Source organism: Winogradskyella flava (assembly GCF_014243395.1).
GTDB lineage: Bacteria > Bacteroidota > Bacteroidia > Flavobacteriales > Flavobacteriaceae > Winogradskyella > Winogradskyella flava.
The window spans coordinates 984,462-1,006,722 of sequence record NZ_JACLCP010000001.1; the positions used below are offsets into that span (position 1 = coordinate 984,462).

Consider the following 22,261-nt stretch of genomic DNA (forward strand, 5'->3'; position numbering starts at 1 on the left):
ATCATTAGTTAATTCTATTTAACTGATAGCTATTGTCATTAAAATCAATTCTTATTCTGTAATTACCAGCAGTCACTGCTATATTATTGTCAGGATCTTGATCTAGTATTCCATCTCCACCTGCATCACCAAAATCTCCGCCCCAAGTATTATTGTTACGGAATTTAATTTCACCATCAATTAAAGCAGCCAGATCACCAACATAAACATTAGGATTGACTTGCGTTAAAGCAAAATCATCACCAGCGCCACCCCAATCGTTAAAACCAGAACCAACTACGCCCCAAACATCACTAGCTTCTAAAGTATAGCTTAGGTCATTTAAATTAACAGTAAGTAAGTAATGACCTGCAGTTACAGCTATATTGTTATCTGCGTCTTGATCTAAAATACCGTCACCGTTAGCATCGCCATAATCTCCTCCCCAAGTATTATTAAAGCGAAGTTTCATTTCGCCATCCATAAGTCTTACTCCTACTTTAAAAGTATCTGTTGTATAGTCATAGTAAGTCTTGGCGTCAGGACCAGCACCTCCCCAGTCATTCCAAGCCGAGCCTACAATTCCCCATGAGAATGGCTCAATTGTATAGGCATTTGTACTTGTATTAATTGTTATCTTATAGTTACCAGCTGTAACGGCTATGTTATTGTCTGGATCAGCATCTAATACACCGTCACCATTAGCATCACCTAAGTCACCACCCCAAGTATCGTTTTCTCTAAATTTAATCTCACCATCAACAAGAGTAACATAGGTTACGATAACGTCTGCTTCAGATGAGGTATAAAATGTTCCATCAGGTCCAGCACCTCCCCAGTCATTATAACCAGAACCAACAACGCCCCAAGAAGCTGGCATAATTTCGCTTCCACCAGTATCCATTTGCTCTAATAACTCAACGTTTAGTACTAGCGCGTTAGAAAATGCTTCTGTACCACTACCATTATCACCTGGGAAAGCTCTTAGCCTTACTGAAAAAGAACCTGTGTTAGGTGCAGCAGAGTCAGGATCATCATCCAAACCTGCCTCGATGGCTATTGTCATCATTTGACCAATAGTCATTGCTATTTCGTTATTAATGGACTCTTCAACAACATTTGCATCAGTAAAATCGCCAGAAATAGAACTTTGCAATTGATACGTTACATTGGTAGACGTACCAAAATCTGCATTGCCCCAAGTAAATCTCTCACCTAAATTACCTGTAGTTGAAGTTGATAGTATATAGTTATCTTGAACTGAATTTGTAAATACAAATCCTTCTGGATCTTGTGTTGTGAAAACAACGTCATCTTCTGTTTCACAACTGTTAAAACTTATTAAGGCAAAGATGAAAAGGCCTAAAATTGATAATTTTTTCATGTTATTCTTTAAATGTTAATTAGTATCCTGGGTTTTGTTCTAAATTGGTGTTTATACCTAAGTCTGTGGCCGGAAGTGGCATTAAATCCCTGAAAGATTCTGTTGTTGTACCTTGTTGTACACCACCTTTCCATTGCCATACGCCATTATCAGAAAATTGATCAAATCTAATGAGATCCGTTCTTCTATGTGCTTCCCAATATAATTCTCTTGAGCGCTCATCAATAATAAAATCTAAACTAAGATCTGACTCGGAAATATTACCACTCGTATCTCCATAGGCGCGTTCTCTCAATTGATTAATATATCCTACGGCGGTACTCATTGAGCCACCACCACCTCTAACTACAGATTCAGCGTACATCAAATATGCATCAGCTAATCTAAACATAGGAAAATCAATATCCGTATGATCACCTGTGGAATCAGATCCAGGGTTGCCATTGACATCTACATTTCTATATTTAGCAACAGCATAGCCATCAGTAAATGATGCTACAGTTAAAATATCCTTGGTTTGACCATCAGTATACAATAGTTCTCTACCATCTGCTGAGTTTTCTTCATCAGGAAATTGCTCTACAAATGTCGGAGTCGTTCTTATACCGAACCATCCACCATTGATGCCGAACTCGGCTGGATTCATAGATCCACCCACAGGAGCATGTGTTAAAAATGTCATGCCACCAAAAGCTTGAGTTCTTAATCCGTCAAAAGGGATAGTGAATATAACTTCTTCTTGTGCGCCATTAGAATTATTGTCTGCTAAGAAAGAATGAAAGTAAGGGATGTCAGGAATTGAATAGCCCGCACCGATTATATTGTTAGTATAAGTGATAACATCTGCATATCTAGATGTTCCGGTATATACTTCAGCATTAAGATAAATCTTAGCCAGTAACATCCATGCTGCACCTCTATCTGCTCGTCCATATTCATTACCTCTTGGTGCAACCATTTCATCCAAGATATCTAATAATTCACTTTCTACGTAGTTGAATAAATCAGCTCTTTGAATCTGAGGAGGTAAAAATGCACCAATAGGATCTTCTTCTGTGACAAAAGGAGGATTTGCATACAAATCCATAGCGTGCCAGTAAGTTAGAGCTCTCATGAAACGAGTTTCTGCTCTATACGTTTGAATTTCTGCTCTTAGATCAGATGATACACCTCTAGAATCTAATTTAGCTCCAGTAGTTTGACGTAAAAACTCATTACATAATGCTACTTGATACATCAAGCGACTATACATTGTTCTTATAAATTCGTTACCAGAAGTCCAAACTTGACCATGCAAATCTTGAATGGTACCATCATTCCAAGCGATAAGCGCTTCATCTGTAGTTAGTTCTTGCATTTTCCAATACAGTCTTAAATAATTGGAAAATCCTTCATCTAAACCTTGAAGATCAGGTGCTCCCGCAGGACCTTCCTGACCACTCAAAGAAATACCAGCATATATTTTCCCTAAAAATTGTTTGTAGGCAGCTGGATCTTCAAAGGCGGCGTCAGCAGTAAGACGATTGTCTTCTGGCTGCAAATCTAGACGGTCTTCACAAGATTGTACTAATAGTACAAATGCAAACACCGTTAAGATACTTTTAATTGTTCTTAACATCATAGCTTTGTTGTTTATATATTTAGTTTTCATTTTTTTTAAAATGTAAAGTTTAAGCCTAGTACAACGTCTCTGGTTCTGGGATAGAAACTGTTCTCTATACCATTACCAATTTCAGGGTCAAGTCCATCATATTCAGTAATTACAAAAAGATTTGTTGCAGTTAACGATGCTCGCAATGTTATCTTTTCAAATGGTATTGTGTAACCTAATGAAATATTATCCAATCTTACAAAGTCAGCACGTTCTATATACAAATCTGAAAACAAATTTTGATTTTCAAAACCAGTATCCAAGAAGCTAGCATGAGCATTCGCTTGATAACCCGGTTGATTTACCACAGCATTAATATTACCTCTATCAGAAGCACTATTATTATAAACATAGTTTCCGAAACTTCCTCTAAATGTAAAGTTTAGATCTAGGTTTTTATATCTAAAGTTATTGGTGAAACCGATAAAAGCATCAGGTGTTGCCTTTTTATAAGGTTGCCTGTCTGCTTCGGTAATTTGATTATCACCGTTAACGTCTACATACGCACCCTCAATAGGATTACCATTGTCATCGTAAACCTGACGCCATACAAAGAATGTAGTTGGGTCATAACCTTCCCTTAATATTTGAATATTATTTCCTACGCCGCCAGATATACCACCTGTTAAGATAAAATAATTAGGATCATTATTCAAACTTAAGCTCGTGATTTCTTGTTCTTGGAACGTTATATTAAAATTCGCATCCCAACCAAAATCTTCTTGCTGCGCTATAACTCCATTTAGGGTAAATTCTAAACCTCTACTGGTTACCTGTCCTACATTTGTTGTAAGAAGGTCAGTCAAATTTGAACCTGCTGCGGTTGGAATCGTAGACAATAGGTCTTCTGTTTCTCTGTAATAGGCATCTACAGTACCGTTTAATCTATTATTAAAGAAACCAAAATCCAATGCAACATTATATTGATCTGTCTTTTCCCATGTGAGATTTTCATCAAAGCCTTCAGGCCTTAATGTATTAATAAATATTGGCTGTGTTAAATCAATTTGTCCATTAGGTTGTGCATATCCAAATTGCACATTGGCAGCATCGTTACGAGATGGGGTATAAATACCTAAATAACCGTAGTTAAGATCATTCAACTCTTGTTGACCTGTTTGTCCCCAGCCTGCTCTAAGTTTTAAATTGGAGAAGAATGAATTTTCCATCCAAGATTCATTAGTGATTTTCCACCCTACAGAAACTCCGGCAAAGTCACCCCAACGGTTGTCCTCACTAAATCTTGATGAACCGTCACGTCTATAACTAGCAGAGACCAGATATCTATCCGCAATATCAAAGCTAGCTCTCGCGAAATAGGACTCTAAGGAATTACGATTAATATCTGTTTGTGTAATTCTAGTATTGGTTTGTCTATCAAAGAAACCTTCAATATAAAATTCTTGAAACGCATGACCTGCCGTAATATCTACCACTGTATTTATAGACTCAATATTCTTTTTATAATTTAAATAGAAATCTAAAGAGGTATTACGGTTTAATCCAGAAGAAACTTCATTGGTTTCAGCACCGCCCAAGACATTAGGATTTGCGGCTTCAAATCTGTAACCATCATTCTCAGCGTAATCTATACCTGCATTAAGGTTAAGGCGCAAGTCTTTTAAGAACCAAAACTTGTAATCAATATTGAAGTTGGTAATAGCACGCTTACTCGTTTGTCTGTCAACGTCATTTGCAGGATCTAAAAGGAAAAGTGGATTCACTGGTGCCAAGTTAGCACTTGTACCATACTGTGTATACTCACCATTTTCGTCAAAAGGCGATTGTGTTGGATCAAATGATATTGCTGACCCGATGGCACCTGTATTGGCAAAATCATTTTCTACCTGAGATAAGTTTGAAGTCAATGTCAACTTTAAATCATTATCTAACAATCGTTGTACAAAGGCCATATTCGCACCTGTTCTTTCGTTAAGACCACCTAATGGATCTTGTTGCGAAGCGTGATTAAGATTTACTCTAAAATTAAAGTTCTCGTATCCTTTTGAAACGGTTAAATTATGTATGGCACCATTCACCGTTTTATAGATTTCATCTTGCCAGTCCGTGCTCGCATTTCCTAACGTTGAGGAATCAAAACGAGCATCTGAAGCCAAAGCTCTATACTCAGCGGCAGATAGTACATCTACCGTATTCGCTACAGTTCTTGTAGATGCCTGTAAGCCATACTCTACTTTAAATGGCTGATTAGCACGTCCTTTCTTTGTGGTAATTAAAATAACGCCATTAGATGCTCTAGACCCGTAAATAGCTGTTGCTGAGGCATCTTTTAAAACAACAAAATCTTCAATATCAGCTGGGTTAACAGCGTTTAATGCATTAGCTGTACCTTGTGCACCACCACGCTGATCAATTGGAAGCCCATCAATTACAATAAGTGGATCGTTTGTTGCAGATAATGAAGCACCACCACGAATTCTAATTTCTCCACCTTCACCCGCTGCACCGCCACCAGTGGTAATACGTACACCTGCAGCTTTACCTGCAATAAGCTGTTGAGGCGCTACAATGGCACCTCGGTTAAATTCTTCATCACCAACTTTTTCTACAGCTCCGGTAGCATCTTGTTTAGTTGTAGAACCATAACCAATAAGAACCACCTCATCTAACTGGGCAGCATCTTCTGCTAAGGCTATATCCAAAGTAGATTGTCCATTATAAACAATTTCTTGAGTGGTGTAACCCAAATAGGAGATGACGATAGTTTCACCATCATTGACTTCAATGGAGTACTTACCATCAAAATCGGTAGCTGTTCCACGTGACGTCCCTTTAATAATAACATTTACGCCAGGTAATGGCATTGCGTCTGCTTTGTCTGTAACTGTACCCGTGACTGTTGTTTGAGCAAACAGAGTTGCTGGCACCATAATTAAACAGATTAATAAAGCATTTAAGAATGTTTTCATACAATATTTTTAAGTTAATTGCTTAGTTAATTGATTTATATTTTCACTTCTTGGTGTTAAATCTATGTAAAATTAATGTGTTTACAGTGTTAAAAAACATGACGGATGTCACGAAAACGTTTTCGTGTTAAAAACTTTTAGTGAAATAGTTAGATGAACAGAAAAATAGTGAAAAAATGAGTATTTGTCAATATTTGGTTGTTAAAATTAGGAAGAACTGAAAAATGTGTAATTCTAAGTTTTAACGTATCTTCGTTTTCGTTAGCATTTTTAAACATTATTCATGAAAAGAAAAATAACGCTTAAGCAAATAGCTAGAGAATTGGATGTGTCCATTTCAACAGTATCAAAAGCTCTAAGAAACAGTGCTGAAATTAGCGAAGATACCAAGCAAAAAGTCCAAGCATTTGCAAAACTTTACAACTATAAGCCAAACAATATTGCTTTAAGTCTTAAAAACAGGAAAACAAATACTATCGGCATTATTATCCCTGAGATTGTTCACCACTTCTTTTCTAAGGTCATAAGTGGTGTGGAGACTGTGGCCAATAAGAGAGGTTATAACGTAATTATTGGTTTATCTAATGAATCTTTTTCTAAGGAAGTCATCAATATGGAAATGCTTGCAAACGGCAGTATCGACGGTTTTATTTTGTCGATCTCTAAAGAGACGCTACAATTACAAGATTACCATCATTTTAACGAAACTATGAGTCAAGGTATGCCAATTGTCATGTTCGATAGGGTTGTGCCAGATATTAATTGCGATAAGATTATAGTAGATGATTTTAATGGCGCAAAAAAAGCTGTTGCCAAACTCATAAAAAATGGTTGTGAAACCATTGCCATTTTAACAACAAAAGATTATGTCAGTGTTGGTAAGTTAAGGACACAAGGTTATTTAGAAGCACTGCAGGAAAATGATATAACACCTGAAGCTAATCTTATTTTAAAACTGGATGACACCTTGGATTATGAAGTGCATTTAGATGCGCTTGAGACGGAAATTGAACAGCTATTTAAGCTAAATCCATCTGTAGATGGTGTGTTTGCTGTCAATGAATTATATGCCTTAACGGCCATGAAAGTCGCAAGGAAATTAGGTCTGGAAATCCCTAAAGATATTCAAGTCATTGGTTTTACAGATGGTGTTTTATCCAAACATGCGACCCCAAGTTTAACTACTGTAAGTCAACATGCACAGCAAATGGGGGAAAAAGCGGCTCATTTATTGATTGATAAATTAGAGAGCGAGAACGAAGATGAAGAAGAAGTTTATCAAACGTTAGTAATAGAGACGGAATTGATAGAAAGAGAGTCTACTAAATAGAGATTTAACATTGCCGTTTTAAAATATTATATATCTTTACCGCAAAATCAAAACTTATATTTTCACTTCTACAAATAAGTTTTGATAAGCGTTGCTTGTCAGAATAGTATTAATTTAAACATACTATTTCATGAAAAAGCGTATTCTCGGATTTTGGGAAATTTGGAACATGAGTTTCGGTTTCTTGGGTATTCAATTTGGTTTTGCTTTACAAGGTGGCTTTATGTCACGAATTTTTCAAACATTGGGTGCCGACAAGCATGATATCCCTTTATTATGGATTGCTGCGCCGTTAACTGGTTTGCTAGTCCAACCTATTATTGGTTATATGAGTGATAGGACTTGGCATTCCCGTTTTGGACGTCGACGACCTTATTTTCTGGTAGGAGCAATCTTGAGTTCCATTGCTCTATTTTTCGTTCCTTATTCTCCAGTCTTATGGGTTGCTGCAGGTTTTCTGTGGATACTTGACGCGTCTATCAATATTTCAATGGAACCTTTCAGGGCTCTAGTAGCTGACAAATTAGATGAATCTCAAAGAACCTATGGTTTTGTAATGCAAACGCTTATTATTGGAATTGGAACTTGGGTAGCGAGTAATTTACCTTGGTTTTTGTCTCAAATGGGTGTAAGTGACTCCGCAGATCCAGGTGTTATAACGGATTCTGTTAAAGTTGCTTTTGCAATTGGTGCTTTTGTCTTTTTAGTAAGTATCCTATATACTGTTTTTACAACAACCGAATATCCACCAGAAGATATGGAGGAATTTGAACGTGAGAAAGCACAGAAAAATCGTTTTATTTCAGATATTATTAATAACATAGGAAATATGCCTTCTACCATGAAGAAGTTAGGTGTTATTCAGTTCTTTAGTTGGTTTGCATTTTTTACCATGTGGAGTATGGCCAATCCTGCTTTAACAGAACATGTTTTTAAAACACCAGCGCCCATTGAAGCAAATTATGATATGACCAATGCTGCTGATATAGAAGCTTTCGATATTGAAAATACCGCATTTCAAAAAGCTTCTAATTCAGTAGGTTCAGCGATGGGAGTTTATGGCTTATCCTCTATGGCTTTTGCCCTATTATTTGTGTTTTATACAGCAAAGCGTAATGTTAATAGAAAATATGTACACATGGTATCACTATGTTTAGGTGGCTTAGGGTTTTTACTAATGATGGTAGTCTCACCAGAACAACTTAAATATTGTTTTATACTAATTGGTATTGCTTGGGGAAGTATACTTTCCATGCCTTACGCCATGTTATCGAGTTCTGTAGACCCAAAGAAAATGGGCATGTTTATGGGTATCTTTAATATGTTTATTGTCATACCTCAAATTATAGCGGCTCTTAACGGTATTAATTTTGTTTCAGGCCTATTAGGAGACGAAGCCATTAATGCCATGACAATTGCTGGTATTAGTTTAATCATTGCAGGGTTATGTAATTTTTTAATTACGGAGAAGTCAGCAATTTCATATCAACCTACTGAATAATAATAAATGAACAAAAAAGGATTCATATTCGATCTCGATGGTGTTATAGTCGACACTGCAAAATACCACTTTTTAGCTTGGAAAAAGCTCGCAAATAGTTTAGATATAGATTTTACGGAAGAAGAGAATGAACAATTAAAAGGTGTAAGTCGTATAAGATCGTTAGAGAAAATATTGTCATGGGGAAATAAAACCATTTCTGAAGACAAGTTTACTGAGCTTATGGCAAAAAAGAACGACGACTATTTAAGTCATATTTCAAGCATGGACGACAATGAAATTTTGCCTGATGTGCCGAGGGTCTTAGACTTCTTAATAGAACATAGACAGCCCATATCTTTGGGTTCTGCAAGTAAAAATGCACGAACAATATTAGAGCGTGTTCATTTAAAAGAGCACTTTGATACTATTGTAGATGGTAATGACGTAAGCAAGGCAAAGCCCGATCCAGAAGTGTTTTTAATTGCAGCGAAGCTTTTGGAAATGGAACCAGCACAATGTATCGTCTTCGAAGACTCTGTCGCAGGAGTTGAGGCAGCTAATGTTGCAAATATGATTTCGATAGGTATTGGAAGCGAAGACGTTTTAGGACATGCAACATACGTATTTAAGGATTTTACTGAAATCTCAAATGAGTTTTTGGAATCATTAATTGAAAATTAAAAAATAGAATGCACATGTTAGCATTCAAACAAAAATATACATGAATTTAGATTATATCATACCCAATGATTGGTCAATCTTAGAAGAAGGATTTGATCCAGAAAATATTAAAGCTTCAGAAAGCTTATTTAGTATTGGAAATGGTGCGATGGGACAACGTGCCAATTTTGAAGAAAAATATTCTGGTCCCACATTTCAAGGAAGTTATATAGCAGGAGTCTATTATCCAGACAAAACAAGAGTAGGTTGGTGGAAAAATGGATATCCTGAGTACTTTGCTAAAGTGCTTAACGCGCCGAATTGGATAGGAATCAATATCTATATTGAAGACGAAGTCTTAGATCTGCATACATGTAAAAAGATAGAAATTTTTAAAAGAGAGCTCAATATGAAGGAAGGTTGGCTATCTAGAAGTTTTATAGCGACCTTACAAAATGATATAAAAGTTGAAGTAAATACAAAGCGTTTTCTTAGTTTGGATATGGATGAATTAGGTGCTATTAACTATTCTGTTAAACCATTAAATTCTGATGCTTCAATAACGTTTAGGCCTTATTTAGACAGTGGTATTACAAACGAAGATACTAATTGGGATGATAAGTTTTGGGATACCTTGAATGTAAGTCATGAGAACAATCAAGCGTTTATTCAGGCGAAAACCATGAAGACTGATTTCTACACATGTACCTTTATGGAATCACAGGTTTTTATTGATGGTAAATCAATGATTATCGATCCAAATATCAGTGCCGACGCTAATAGCGCATCTTTCAGCTATAATTATAAGGTTAAGCAAAACGAAACTTACACTATTCATAAATTCGGCGGTTATACAGTTGACAGAAACCATGATAAGTATGAATTGGTCACAGCTGCAAAAAAAGTTCTAGAGAAAGCAACAAAAGCTGGATTTTCAACTTTACTTGACAATCAGAAAAAGGCTTGGGCCAAAATTTGGGATATGGCAGACATCACTATTGATGGTGATGTTAAAGCACAACAAGGTATCCGATTTAATATTTTTCATTTAAATCAAACCTATCTAGGCACTGACGCTAGATTGAATATTGGGCCAAAAGGTTTTACAGGCGAAAAGTATGGTGGAAGTACCTATTGGGATACAGAAGCATATTGTATTCCGTTTTATATGGCTACAAAAGACCAAAGTGTCGCGCGAAACTTATTGACTTATCGTTACAAGCATCTTCAGAAAGCGATAGAGAATGCTGAAAAGCTAGGCTTTAAAAATGGCGCAGCTTTGTATCCAATGGTAACCATGAATGGTGAGGAATGCCATAACGAATGGGAAATCACATTTGAGGAAATTCATAGAAATGGCGCTATTGCTTTTGCTATTTTTAATTATCATCGCTACACAGGTGATTATAGCTACATACCAGAAATGGGATTGGAAGTACTCATTGGTATTGCTCGTTTTTGGCATCAAAGAGCAACATTCTCTAAAGATAAAAATAAGTATGTTATTCTTGGTGTAACAGGACCGAACGAATATGAAAATAACATTAATAATAATTGGTATACGAACTATATAGCGCAATGGTGTATTAATTATGCTGTTGAAAACATTGAGCGTGTAGAATCTGATTTTACAACTGATTTTACACGAATAATGAATAAAGCAAAACTCTCAAAAGCAGAAATTGAGCAATGGCAGGAGGTAGCAGAAAGGATGTATTTTCCTTACTCTGAAAAGCACAACGTGTATTTACAGCAAGATGGTTTTTTAGACAAAGAATTAATTACGGTTGCAGATTTAGATCAAGCGCAGCGACCTATAAACCAAAAGTGGTCTTGGGATAGAATTTTGCGTTCACCATACATAAAGCAAGCGGATACACTTCAAGGCTTTTACTTTTTTGAAGATCATTTTACCACAGAAGAGTTAGAACGTCATTTTGATTTTTATGAGCCTTTTACCGTACACGAAAGTTCATTGTCACCTTGTGTACATAGTATTCAGGCTGCAAAATTAGATCGAATGGATCAAGCCTATACCTTTTATTTAAGAACATCTCGATTAGATTTGGATGATTACAATCACGAAGTACATGAAGGTCTCCATATTACGTCAATGGCAGGTACTTGGATGAGTATTGTAGAAGGTTTTGGCGGTATGCGTGTTAAAAATGATATGTTGACTTTTGAGCCAAAAATTCCTCAGCAATGGGACGGTTATTCCTTTAAAGTAAACTTTAGACACCAAATATTAAAGGTTATTGTAAATCAAGGTCAAACACACTTTGAGCTAGAAGGTCACAAAGAATTACAAATCGAAGTAAATGGTAAATCAGTAATGATAGCACCAAATAAGTTAGTTACTGTTTAACTAGTTTATTGCTCCGAACAAAGAATGCTAAAAACAATAAATATGAAAAACATATTAAAGATACTTTCAATATGCGTATTAATTTTTGTGACATCTTGTAAAGAGCAGGCCAAGAGTGACTCGGAATCATCAACAACCAATGCGTCCCTTGTTGATACAAATGATATTGAACGCATAGAACCACCAAATTGGTGGGTGGGCTTTAAAAGCGATAGTCTGCAACTTTTGGTGAAACATCCCAATATTTCAGATTATGAGCCATCCGTATCATATTCTGGTGTGTCTATTCAAAATGTTTCCAAAGGAAATAATAGTAATAATTATCTGTTTATTGACCTTAGAATATCAGAAACGGCCTCTGCAGATAAATTCAATATCACATTCAAAAACGATAACGGTGAAGAACTTATCGCAACTTACGAATTAAAAGAGCGACTTAAATCCGCTGAAGATTACTTTGGTTTTGACAGTTCGGATGCCATTTACTTAATCACTCCAGACCGATTTGTTAATGGGAAAACCGTAAACGATACACCACTGGGTAAAGAAGGTGGCTCTATATTACAAGAGCAGACCATAAATCGTAGTGATAATTATGCTAGGCATGGCGGAGATATTGCAGGTGTGATTGAACACATCGATTACATCTACGATTTAGGCTTTACAGCAGTTTGGCCTCAGCCATTATTGACAAATGATATGAGGCAAGGGTCATACCACGGTTATGCTGTTACGGATTTGTATGAGATTGATCCACGTTTTGGTACTTTAGAAGAGTACAGAACTTTATCGGCTAAGCTTAGAGAAAAAGGGATGAAGCTTATCATGGATCAAGTGGCCAATCATTGTGGCTTATATCATTGGTGGATGAAAGACTTACCCTTTACGGATTGGGTAAATCTTCAGGAAAACTATGAAGATAACTTGGAAAATTGGGGAAACGACTTTACCATAAATTCTAATCACAGACGCACAACTAATCAAGATATTTATGCTTCTAAGGCAGACCATGAAGGTATGTCTAAAGGATGGTTTGTGGCCACCATGCCAGATTTGAACCAGAAGAATCCGTTTATGGCGAAGTATATTATTCAAAACAGTATTTGGTGGGTTGAAACTGTTCAACTGGGTGGTATTCGTCAAGACACATATCCCTACCCAGACAAGGACTTTATGAGTGATTGGGCTGGAGCTATTATGACCGAATATCCAAACTTTAGTATTGTAGGTGAAGAGTGGAGCTACAATCCATTGCTTATTGGCTATTGGCAAGAAGGTGCCAATAATAAAGATGGTTATGATTCTAACTTAAGATCAACTATGGATTTTGCCATGCAAAATCTAGTAGTTGAAGGTGTAAAAGAAGAAGAGTCTTGGGATAAAGGTTTGGTAAAGATTTATGAAGGACTGGCGAATGATTTTTATTATGCGAGCCCAAAAGACATCATGATTTTTGAAGGCAATCATGATATGAGCCGAATTTTTACACAGTTAGATGGTGATGTAACTAACACCAAAATGGCTATGGCAACTTATGCTGTTATGCCAAGAATTATGCAAATGTATTATGGTACGGAAATCTTAATGAATGATTTTGAAAAACCGGGTGATCATGGACTTATCCGAACCGATTTTCCTGGTGGTTGGGAAGGTGACGCTGTAAATGCATTTACAGGTAAAGGTCTTACGGATGAGCAAAAAGACATGCAATCTTTTATCAAAAAGCTGTTCAATTATAGAAAGGATAGTAAGGCCATTCATGACGGTAATACAACACATTTTGCACCTTTTGTTGGGACGTATTTTATGTACAGAACCTTTGGAGATGAAACTGTAGTTTTAATATTAAATAAGAACAAAGACATTATCACCATAGATCTCAACTATCAAGAGGAAATGGGATTGAAAGGAAGAACATTGAAGAATATCGTAACAGGTGAAACCCTAAAATGGGGAGAGGTCATTGAACTAAAATCAAAAGGTGTAACGCTATTAACAACAAAGCTTTAAACATGAAAAAATGGACATTTATAGTAGGCTTGATTTTGATGTTTCTTTCATGCAAAAATGAAAAAGAAGAAAGAGATAGCATTGCGAAGAACCAGAACGAAACTTCAGAAATTTCAACTTTTAAACCCGTAAATGATGTTAAATTGGAAGCAGGGAAGTTGATGAGAATGGATAGTATATCATCAAAAAATATCACCTCAAGAACTGTTGATGTTTGGTTACCTGAAGATTATTCAGAAGAAAAAAAGTATGCCGTTTTATATATGCACGATGGACAAATGTTGTTTGATTCAACAACAACTTGGAACAAGCAAGAATGGAAAGTCGATGAGTGGGCAAGTCAATTAATGACAGAGAAAAAAGTTAAAGAATTTATTGTAGTTGCTATTCATAATATTCCACAAATACGTTGGCAAGATTTATTTCCTCAAAAAGCTTATAATTTCATTGATGACAAGGTAAAAGATTCTTTAAGAGATATTGCTGGTAAAAAGAATATAAAACTCAATGGTGATAATTATCTAAGGTTTTTGGTAGAAGAGCTAAGGCCAAAGATTGAGCGTTCTTATGCGGTTCATACAGATCGAGAAAACACCTTTGTTATGGGGTCTAGTATGGGAGGTTTAATGTCTATGTATGCTATATCGGAGTACCCAACAGTTTTTGGTGGGGCTGCATGTTTATCAACACATTGGGTCGGAGCAATGCCTATGGAAGAAAACCCCTATCCAGAGGCTATTTTTAAATATATGGAAGCCAATTTTCCCAAGGCAGGTTCTCATAATGTTTATTTTGATTATGGCAATAAAACATTAGACGCACATTATCCACAATATGCACCACATGTTGACGAAATTTTAAAACAAAAGGGATACACAGAAGCGGATTCTAAAAACTTATTTTTTGAAGACACAGACCATTCAGAAAACTCTTGGAATTCACGTCTGGATGTACCATTTACCTTTTTGTTGGGTAATAAATAACCTATTTGTCATTCTGAACTGTTACACTGAGCTTGTCGAAGTGTTGTTTCAGAATCTCATTATAAATACTATGAAACAATTTTTCTTTTTAATAGCATTTTTATTCACAGTTTCAATAATTGCTCAAAACCCTACACGCATCTATAAATCCCACAATGAAGAAAATGGAAAATTCGAGGTGGTTACAAATGATGGACGTTATAGGTTTCAGTTTTATACTGATGCTATTTTGGAGACCTCGTTTATTGCAAATAATGAAGTATACAATAACAATTCCCATGCTGTAGTTTTAGAACCTGAAACAATTCAAACGACTTATAAATATCAAGGCGATACTATTACTTATGGAAGTAAAGGCATTTCGGTAAAAATAGTCACCCAACCTTTTCAGATAAGTTACGTGTACGATGGCAAAACTATAATTTCAGAAAAACGAGGTTACATTAAAAGTGCCCATGAACAGATGGACATGGTAAAAGGTAACATCGTTACTGATTCTATAGAAAAAATGGAATTTAACCTTACCAAAGATGAGGTATTGTATGGTGTAGGCGCGAGAGCTTTAGGTATGAATCGACGCGGTTATCGACTACCATTATTCAACAGAGCGCATTATGGTTACGAAACTGAATCTAAATTGATGAACTTCACCATGCCAATTGTGTTGTCATCCAACAAATACGTGATTCACTTTGACAACGCACCAATCGGTTATTTAGACTTAGACAGTAAAGGTGACAATACCTTGACTTATGAAACCATTTCAGGTCGGAAGACCTATCAAGTCATTGTTGGTGAGACTTGGTACGATATCATGGATAATTATACATCATTAACAGGTAAACAACCGATGTTACCACGTTGGGCTTTAGGTAATTTTTCGAGCCGTTTCGGCTACCATTCTCAAGAAGAGGTCGAAATGACGATTGATGAATTTAAAGAAGACCAAATTCCTGTTGATGCTATAATTCTCGATTTATATTGGTTCGGAAAAGACATTAAAGGCACAATGGGAAATCTAGAATTTCTAAAAGATTCTTTCCCAAATCCTAAGCAGATGATTAAGGATTTAAAGTCTAAAAACGTTGAGACTATTCTCATTACAGAGCCATTTATTCTTTCGACATCCAACAGATGGGATGAAGCTGTAAGAGAAGATATTTTAGCAAAGGATTCTATTGGAAATCCTGCGAGATACGATTTCTATTTTGGTAATACAGGCATCGTCGATATATACAATCCAAAAGGAAAGCAATGGTTCAAAGATATTTACAAGGACTTAGCTAAAATGGGAGTCAATGGCTTTTGGGGAGATTTAGGAGAGCCGGAAGTTCATCCGCATTGGGTACAGCATCATACTGGTTCTGCACAAGAAGTACATAACATTTATGGGCACGATTGGGCAAAATTGGTTTATGAAGCTAGCTTGGAAGCCAATCCAAATAAACGACCATTTATTTTAATGCGCGCAGGTTATTCAGGAAGTCAACGTTACGGTATGGTGCCATGGTCTGGAGATGTGAATAGAACTTGGGGAGGATTACAAAGTCAACCCGAAATTGCACTACAAATGGGAATGCAGGGTCTAGCCTATATGCATTCTGATTTAGGTGGTTTTGCTGGAGCTAACTTAGATGACGAGCTCTATGTGCGTTGGTTACAATATGGAGTTTTTCAACCTGTATTTAGACCACATGCACAAGAAGATGTGGCAAGTGAACCTGTTTTTAGAAGTGATAAAGCAAAGCGATTAGCAAAATTTGCTATTCTAATGCGTTACAGAATGTTGCCTTATAATTACCATTTAATGTATGAAAACCATCTGATGGGTAAACCCTTAATGCGACCATTGTTGTTTGAAGAACCAGATAATCCTGAGCTTTATAATTATTCCGAAACTTATTTATGGGGTAATGATGTTTTGGTAGCACCTGTTTTAGAAGCAGGTAAAAAAGTACAGAATGTCTATTTTCCAAAAACGTCAAACTGGTTTAATATTGAAACGGATGAAGTCATTAAGGGTGGTCAAACTAAATCTGTAAAAACACATTCAGCATATATTCCAACCTACGTAAGAGCAGGTGCATTTATTCCTTTAGCAAAATACATGCAATCCACAAAAGATTATGATGATTCTTCATTTCAACTACAATATTATCATCATGAAGATGTGCTGGAATCAGAACGTCAATTCTATTTTGATGACGGAAAAACTGTCCGCCCTTTAGAAAATAAAAACTATCAAATCTTAGTATTTGAAGCAGAAATTGAGGGACGTTGGTTAGAAATAGATTTTGAAGCTGAAACTGGAAAAAATTTTCCTAGTGAAACAAAAAATATTGAATTGACCATCCATAACATTCAAAAAGAACCAAAGCGTGTTAAAGCTGGTAAGGAAAAAGTTGAAGGCACTTATAATTCAGAATACAAAACTTTAACCCTTAATCTAACTTGGGATACTTCAATTGAAAAGGAAATAAGAATCAAACTAAACAAGTGATCAATGAATAAAAGATTTAGCATAATTTTGATTGTAATAACTGTATTCATAGGTTGTAAAAAAGAAGTAAAGGAGACATTGCAAACTGAAGAAACAAAATCCCAAATGAAGAAAAAAGAAGTCGTATATCAAGTGTTTACACGTTTGTTCGGTAATACAAACACAACCAACAAACCTTGGGGAACTTTAGAAGAAAATGGAGTAGGGAAATTTAATGACTTTACTGACAAAGCCTTAAGCGAAATCAAAGATTTAGGTGTCACGCATATTTGGTACACTGGAGTGCCGCATCACGATGTGATTACCGATTACACCAAATACGGCATTTCGAATGACGATCCTGATATTGTTAAGGGTCGCGCAGGTTCACCTTATGCTGTTAAGGATTACTACAACGTCAATCCAGATTTAGCTGAGAATGTTGAAAATAGACTTCAAGAATTTGAGGCTTTAATTGAGCGCACTCATAAAGCTGGACTTAAAGTAATCATAGATATTGTGCCTAATCATGTGGCTCGTAATTATCAAAGTCTAACCAATCCTGAGGGTGTAACAGATTTCGGAGCGGAAGATGATAAGACTAAAACCTACGACGTCAATAACAACTTCTATTACAATCCAGGTGAAACGTTTAAAGTTCCGGAATGGAAAAACGGATATCAACCATTAGGTGGCGAAAGCCACCCTATGGCAGATAGTAAGTTTAAAGAAATTCCAGCTAAATGGACAGGCAACGGTTCAAGAGCATCTCAACCAGATATGAACGATTGGTACGAAACAGTTAAAGTAAATTACGGTGTGTCGCCAGATGGCAAAAAAGATTTTGACGAATTACCAGAAGATTTTGACAACGAAGATTATAAAAAACATTATGATTTCTGGAAAGACATAACCGTACCAAGTTCGTGGGAAAAATTTAAGCATATAGCGCTCTATTGGACGGTAAAAGGTGTAGATGGCTTCCGTTACGATATGGCCGAAATGGTGCCAGTAGAGTTTTGGAGCTATATGAATTCGCATATCAAAATGAAAAACCCTGATGCGTTTTTATTAGCTGAGGTTTATAATCCAAGCTTATATAGAGCCTATATAAAAAAAGGGAAAATGGATTATCTCTATGATAAAGTTCAGTTATATGATACCTTAAAACATGTGATGCAAGGTCATGGAAAAACAGATAACATTCCACCAATTTTAGAAGATTTAAGTGATATTGAACATCACATGCTTCACTTTTTAGAAAACCATGATGAGCAACGTATTGCAAGCCCAGATTTTGCAGGAAGTGCCAATAAAGGTAAACCTGCGATGGTGGTGTCGGCAACATCAACTACAGCACCAACAATGATTTATTTTGGTCAGGAATTCGGCGAGCCTGGAGCTGAAGATTTAGGCTTTGGAGATCCAACTCGAACATCTATTTTCGATTATGGTTCTGTGCCAAGTCTAGTGCGCTGGGTCAATGATAAAAATTTTGATGGCGGACAGTCTACCAAAGAAGAACTGGAACTTCGTGATTTTTACAAGCGTTTATTGAATTTCACCATTAATAGTTCGGCTCTTATGGGTGAATATGCAGATATTCATTTATATAATCAACAAAACACCGAATGGTACAATGATAAGGTATTGAGTTTTGTGCGCTGGAGTGATGATGAGCAATTAATCATAATTTCAAATTTTAACGCAGAAGACACTCACGGTTTTGAGCTGCAATTGCCAGAGGATTTGGTGTCTAAACTTCAACTAAAAGATGGTGAATATCAAGTTGAAGACCAATTATATAATACCTACGGTTCAACCTTAAAAGTTGAAAACGGAAAAGCTAAGATTAGAATAGATATAAAACCTTTGGAATCATTCATTCTAAAAATAGAGTAATGGTAAGAACCTGTCTTTTTACTTTATTGATGTTTGTAGCCGTTTGCTCTTGTTCCGATATGACCAAAGCTGCCGAACAGGATAAGAATGACGACACATTAGATAGTCCATATCAGTCCGAGGAATATGTTGAGATTCAGCATCCTGAATGGTCAAAAAATGCAGCAATTTATCAGTTAAACACCCGACAATTTACACAAGAAGGTACCTTTAAGTCTGCGCAAAAAGAACTACCACGCCTAAAGGAACTAGGTGCGGATATCATTTGGCTCATGCCAATACACACCATTGGTGAAAAGAACAGAAAGGGAAGTCTAGGAAGCCCTTACGCTGTTAAAGATTACTACAGTGTAAATCCTGAATTTGGAACACTTCAGGATTTAAAGGATTTCGTAGCAGAAGCACACAATCGAGATATGTATGTTATTTTAGATTGGGTAGCCAATCATACGGCTTGGGATAATGAATTGGTAGAAAAATATCCCGATTGGTACGATAGAGATTACAAAGGTGATTTTAGGCCAACACCATGGTGGGACTGGTCGGATATAATAGATTTAGATTACAATAAACCAGAAGTAAGACAATACATGACAGAAGCTTTAAAGTATTGGGTCAAGGAAGCCAATATTGATGGCTATAGATGTGATGTGGCTGGAATGGTACCTATAGACTTTTGGAATAATGTGCGCAAAGAATTAGATGCGATAAAACCTGTATTTATGTTGGCAGAATGGGAATCGAGAGACTTACATGCCAAGGCTTTTGATATGACTTATGCTTGGAGTTGGAATGAGGCAGTACACAATATATCTGTGGGAAAAGCAGACGTTAATAAACTCTATATCTACTACTCATGGAATGAGAGTGCATTTCCAGAGAATAGTATCCGTATGACCTTTGTAAGTAATCATGATAAAAATGCCTGGGAGGGTACCATGTACGAGCAATTTGGAGAGGGATTAAAAGCAGCTATTGTTTTATCAGTTGTTGGTGAAGGTATGCCGCTTATTTATAACGGACAAGAAGCAGGAAATGCTAAACGCTTAGCTTTCTTTGAAAAGGATCCCATAGTTTGGAAAGAAGACGCGATAGGACTGCTATACAAAAATCTAATCGCTCTAATGAAACAAAATACCGCGTTATGGCATGCTAAATGGGGAAGTCGAATGATTAAAGTACCTAATAATCATGAAAGTGATGTGTTCAGTTTCGTTCGTCAAAATGAAAAAGACAAAGTGTTCGCGGTATTTAATTTTTCAGATGAGCCCAAAACCGTAGTATTTAGTGAATCACTTTACCACAGCACGTATAAAATTTTTGGAAATAATAATAAAATTACATTGGACAAGGACTCTAAATTAACCCTAAAACCTTGGGAGTATAGAGTGTATATAAGATAATAGATATTAAATTAAAATAATGAAAAAAATAGTCACATTAATAGTACTTGCTTTTATGATAATTAATTGTAAAAACAACCCAAGTGAAGAAGTCGTTACAGCTAATGTTATTGAACCAACTCCTGAAAGCCTGCCATTTATTTGGGAAAGTGCTAATCTATATTTTCTGCTAACAGACCGTTTTAATAATGGTGACACCTCTAACGATGTCAATTTTGATAGAACCAAAGAAACTGCAAAACTTCGTGGTTTCAAAGGAGGTGATATTAAAGGTGTGACTCAAAAGGTTAAAGAGGGTTATTTCACTGATTTAGGTATAAACGCTATTTGGATGACACCAATTGTTGAACAAATTCATGGTGGAACTGATGAAGGAACGGGAGTAACTTATGGTTTTCATGGATATTGGGCTAAAGATTGGACACGTATCGATCCAAACTATGGAACCAAAGAAGACTTACATGAGTTGGTTAAGGAAGCACATGCTAGAGGAATAAGAATTGTTTTAGATGCTGTAATTAATCATACAGGTCCTGTAACCGAAAAAGATACTGTTTGGCCAAAGCAATGGGTGAGAACCAATCCGCAATGTAAATATGATAATTACGAAAATACGGTGACCTGTACTTTGGTGGCCAACCTTCCCGATATTAAAACCGAAAGTAACGAGAATGTGGAACTACCGCCACAACTCGTTGAAAAATGGAAAGCAGAAGGTAGGTACGAGCAAGAAGTAAAGGAGCTCGATGCCTTTTTCGAGAGAACAGGACATCCTAGGGCACCACGTTTTTATATCATAAAATGGTTAACAGATTATATCACAGAGTTTGGTGTTGATGGTTACAGAGCAGATACGGTGAAGCATACTGAAGCTTTTGTATGGGAAGAATTTAAAAATGAATGTGATTATGCATTTTCAGAGTACAAAAAGAACAATCCAAATAAAGTTTTAGATGATAACGATTTTTATTTGGTTGGTGAAGTCTATAATTATGGTATTAGTGGAGGAAAGTATTATGATTATGGAGATAAAAAAGTGAATTATTATGATAATATGTTTACCGAACAAATCAATTTTGAATTTAAGTGGAATGCGAAAGAGTCTAACTACCAAGATCTTTTTAAAAGATATTCTGATGTTCTCAATGGCGATTTAAAAGGTTTTGGTGTGTTGAATTATTTAAGTTCACATGATGATGGCAGTCCTTTTGATCCATCTAGAAAAAAACCTTTTGAAACTGCTAATAAATTACTCTTGTCACCAGGTACTTCTCAGGTTTATTATGGTGATGAATCTGCACGCTCTTTAGTAGTTCTCGAAGCAGTGGGTGACGCAACGCTTCGTTCATTTATGAATTGGGACTCCATTGCTAAAAGAAAGAGAACAAAAGAAATCTTGACACATTGGCAAAAATTAGGAAAGTTTAGGGCAAAGCATCCTGCAATCGGAGCTGGAGTACACCAGATGATTACGGAATCACCGTATCTATTTTATAGAAGTTTGACTAGAGATAATTTTAAGGACTTTGTGGTAATTGGTCTCGATTTAGATAAAGGTAAAAAGGTATTGGATGTCTCTAAAGTATTTGAAGATGGCGAGGCGATATATGATGCGTATTCTAACCAAGAGGTTAGAGTAGTGGATGGAACAGCCGTTATTGATTCAGAATTTGATGTTGTATTATTTGAAAAGAAATAA

13 protein-coding genes are annotated in these 22,261 nt (G+C 36.1%); 10 read left to right on the plus strand and 3 right to left on the minus strand.

Going from position 1 to position 22,261, the window contains the following annotated elements; translation table 11 throughout:
* Positions 1–4 precede the first annotated feature (4 nt).
* The 3 genes from H7F21_RS04410 to H7F21_RS04420 are packed head-to-tail and all read right to left on the minus strand — an operon-like array spanning position 5 to position 5,944.
* Positions 5–1,363, minus strand: a complete 1,359-nt coding sequence (locus H7F21_RS04410) for a SusE domain-containing protein (protein WP_185788006.1) — start codon at positions 1,361–1,363, stop codon at positions 5–7.
* Positions 1,364–1,382: 19 nt separating this feature from the next.
* On the minus strand, positions 1,383–3,014 hold the full coding sequence (locus H7F21_RS04415; protein ID WP_425509953.1) for a RagB/SusD family nutrient uptake outer membrane protein: 1,632 nt from the start codon (positions 3,012–3,014) through the stop codon (positions 1,383–1,385).
* Between the two features lie 5 nt (positions 3,015–3,019).
* On the minus strand, positions 3,020–5,944 hold the full coding sequence (locus H7F21_RS04420; RefSeq protein WP_185788007.1) for a SusC/RagA family TonB-linked outer membrane protein: 2,925 nt from the start codon (positions 5,942–5,944) through the stop codon (positions 3,020–3,022).
* 283 nt (positions 5,945–6,227) lie between these two features.
* On the opposite strand from H7F21_RS04420, the gene H7F21_RS04425 reads away from it, so the two are divergent.
* The 10 genes from H7F21_RS04425 (at position 6,228) to H7F21_RS04470 (ending at position 22,261) form a co-directional block, all read left to right on the plus strand.
* Positions 6,228–7,274 (plus strand): LacI family DNA-binding transcriptional regulator, encoded by a 1,047-nt coding sequence (locus H7F21_RS04425; RefSeq protein WP_185788008.1) that lies wholly within the window; start codon positions 6,228–6,230, stop codon positions 7,272–7,274.
* Positions 7,275–7,404: 130 nt separating this feature from the next.
* Positions 7,405–8,775: an MFS transporter gene (locus H7F21_RS04430; RefSeq protein WP_185788009.1), complete on the plus strand. Its 1,371-nt coding sequence runs from the start codon at positions 7,405–7,407 to the stop codon at positions 8,773–8,775.
* 6 nt (positions 8,776–8,781) lie between these two features.
* Positions 8,782–9,438, plus strand: a complete 657-nt coding sequence (gene pgmB, locus H7F21_RS04435; protein WP_185788010.1) for a beta-phosphoglucomutase — start codon at positions 8,782–8,784, stop codon at positions 9,436–9,438.
* 40 nt (positions 9,439–9,478) lie between these two features.
* Positions 9,479–11,785, plus strand: a complete 2,307-nt coding sequence (locus H7F21_RS04440) for a glycoside hydrolase family 65 protein (protein WP_185788011.1) — start codon at positions 9,479–9,481, stop codon at positions 11,783–11,785.
* Positions 11,786–11,827: 42 nt separating this feature from the next.
* Positions 11,828–13,795 (plus strand): glycoside hydrolase family 13 protein, encoded by a 1,968-nt coding sequence (locus H7F21_RS04445; RefSeq protein WP_185788012.1) that lies wholly within the window; start codon positions 11,828–11,830, stop codon positions 13,793–13,795.
* Positions 13,796–13,797: 2 nt separating this feature from the next.
* Positions 13,798–14,778, plus strand: a complete 981-nt coding sequence (locus tag H7F21_RS04450) for an alpha/beta hydrolase (RefSeq protein ID WP_185788013.1) — start codon at positions 13,798–13,800, stop codon at positions 14,776–14,778.
* A 70-nt stretch (positions 14,779–14,848) separates the two neighbouring features.
* Entirely contained in the window at positions 14,849–17,278 is a 2,430-nt protein-coding gene (locus H7F21_RS04455; RefSeq protein ID WP_185788014.1) for a TIM-barrel domain-containing protein, read from the plus strand.
* Between the two features lie 3 nt (positions 17,279–17,281).
* A complete protein-coding gene (locus H7F21_RS04460) occupies positions 17,282–19,159 on the plus strand; it encodes an alpha-amylase family glycosyl hydrolase (protein WP_185788015.1) in 1,878 nt (625 codons plus the stop codon).
* Entirely contained in the window at positions 19,159–20,562 is a 1,404-nt protein-coding gene (locus tag H7F21_RS04465; protein ID WP_221892423.1) for an alpha-amylase family glycosyl hydrolase, read from the plus strand. Before H7F21_RS04460 ends, H7F21_RS04465 begins: the two co-directional genes overlap by 1 nt.
* A gap of 19 nt (positions 20,563–20,581) precedes the next feature.
* Entirely contained in the window at positions 20,582–22,261 is a 1,680-nt protein-coding gene (locus H7F21_RS04470; RefSeq protein WP_185788016.1) for an alpha-amylase family glycosyl hydrolase, read from the plus strand.

Excerpts from the sequence above, each read along its gene's own strand:
- H7F21_RS04430 (WP_185788009.1), top strand. The coding sequence starts at position 7,405 with ATGAAAAAGCGTATTCTCGGATTTTGGGAAATTTGGAACATGAGTTTC.
- pgmB (WP_185788010.1), top strand. The coding sequence starts at position 8,782 with ATGAACAAAAAAGGATTCATATTCGATCTCGATGGTGTTATAGTCGAC.
- H7F21_RS04460 (WP_185788015.1), top strand. The coding sequence starts at position 17,282 with ATGAATAAAAGATTTAGCATAATTTTGATTGTAATAACTGTATTCATA.
- H7F21_RS04465 (WP_221892423.1), top strand. The coding sequence starts at position 19,159 with ATGGTAAGAACCTGTCTTTTTACTTTATTGATGTTTGTAGCCGTTTGC.
- H7F21_RS04455 (WP_185788014.1), top strand. The coding sequence starts at position 14,849 with ATGAAACAATTTTTCTTTTTAATAGCATTTTTATTCACAGTTTCAATA.
- H7F21_RS04425 (WP_185788008.1), top strand. The coding sequence starts at position 6,228 with ATGAAAAGAAAAATAACGCTTAAGCAAATAGCTAGAGAATTGGATGTG.
- H7F21_RS04440 (WP_185788011.1), top strand. The coding sequence starts at position 9,479 with ATGAATTTAGATTATATCATACCCAATGATTGGTCAATCTTAGAAGAA.
- H7F21_RS04445 (WP_185788012.1), top strand. The coding sequence starts at position 11,828 with ATGAAAAACATATTAAAGATACTTTCAATATGCGTATTAATTTTTGTG.
- H7F21_RS04420 (WP_185788007.1), bottom strand. The coding sequence starts at position 5,944 with ATGAAAACATTCTTAAATGCTTTATTAATCTGTTTAATTATGGTGCCA.
- H7F21_RS04415 (WP_425509953.1), bottom strand. The coding sequence starts at position 3,014 with ATGAAAACTAAATATATAAACAACAAAGCTATGATGTTAAGAACAATT.
- H7F21_RS04450 (WP_185788013.1), top strand. The coding sequence starts at position 13,798 with ATGAAAAAATGGACATTTATAGTAGGCTTGATTTTGATGTTTCTTTCA.
- H7F21_RS04410 (WP_185788006.1), bottom strand. The coding sequence starts at position 1,363 with ATGAAAAAATTATCAATTTTAGGCCTTTTCATCTTTGCCTTAATAAGT.
- H7F21_RS04470 (WP_185788016.1), top strand. The coding sequence starts at position 20,582 with ATGAAAAAAATAGTCACATTAATAGTACTTGCTTTTATGATAATTAAT.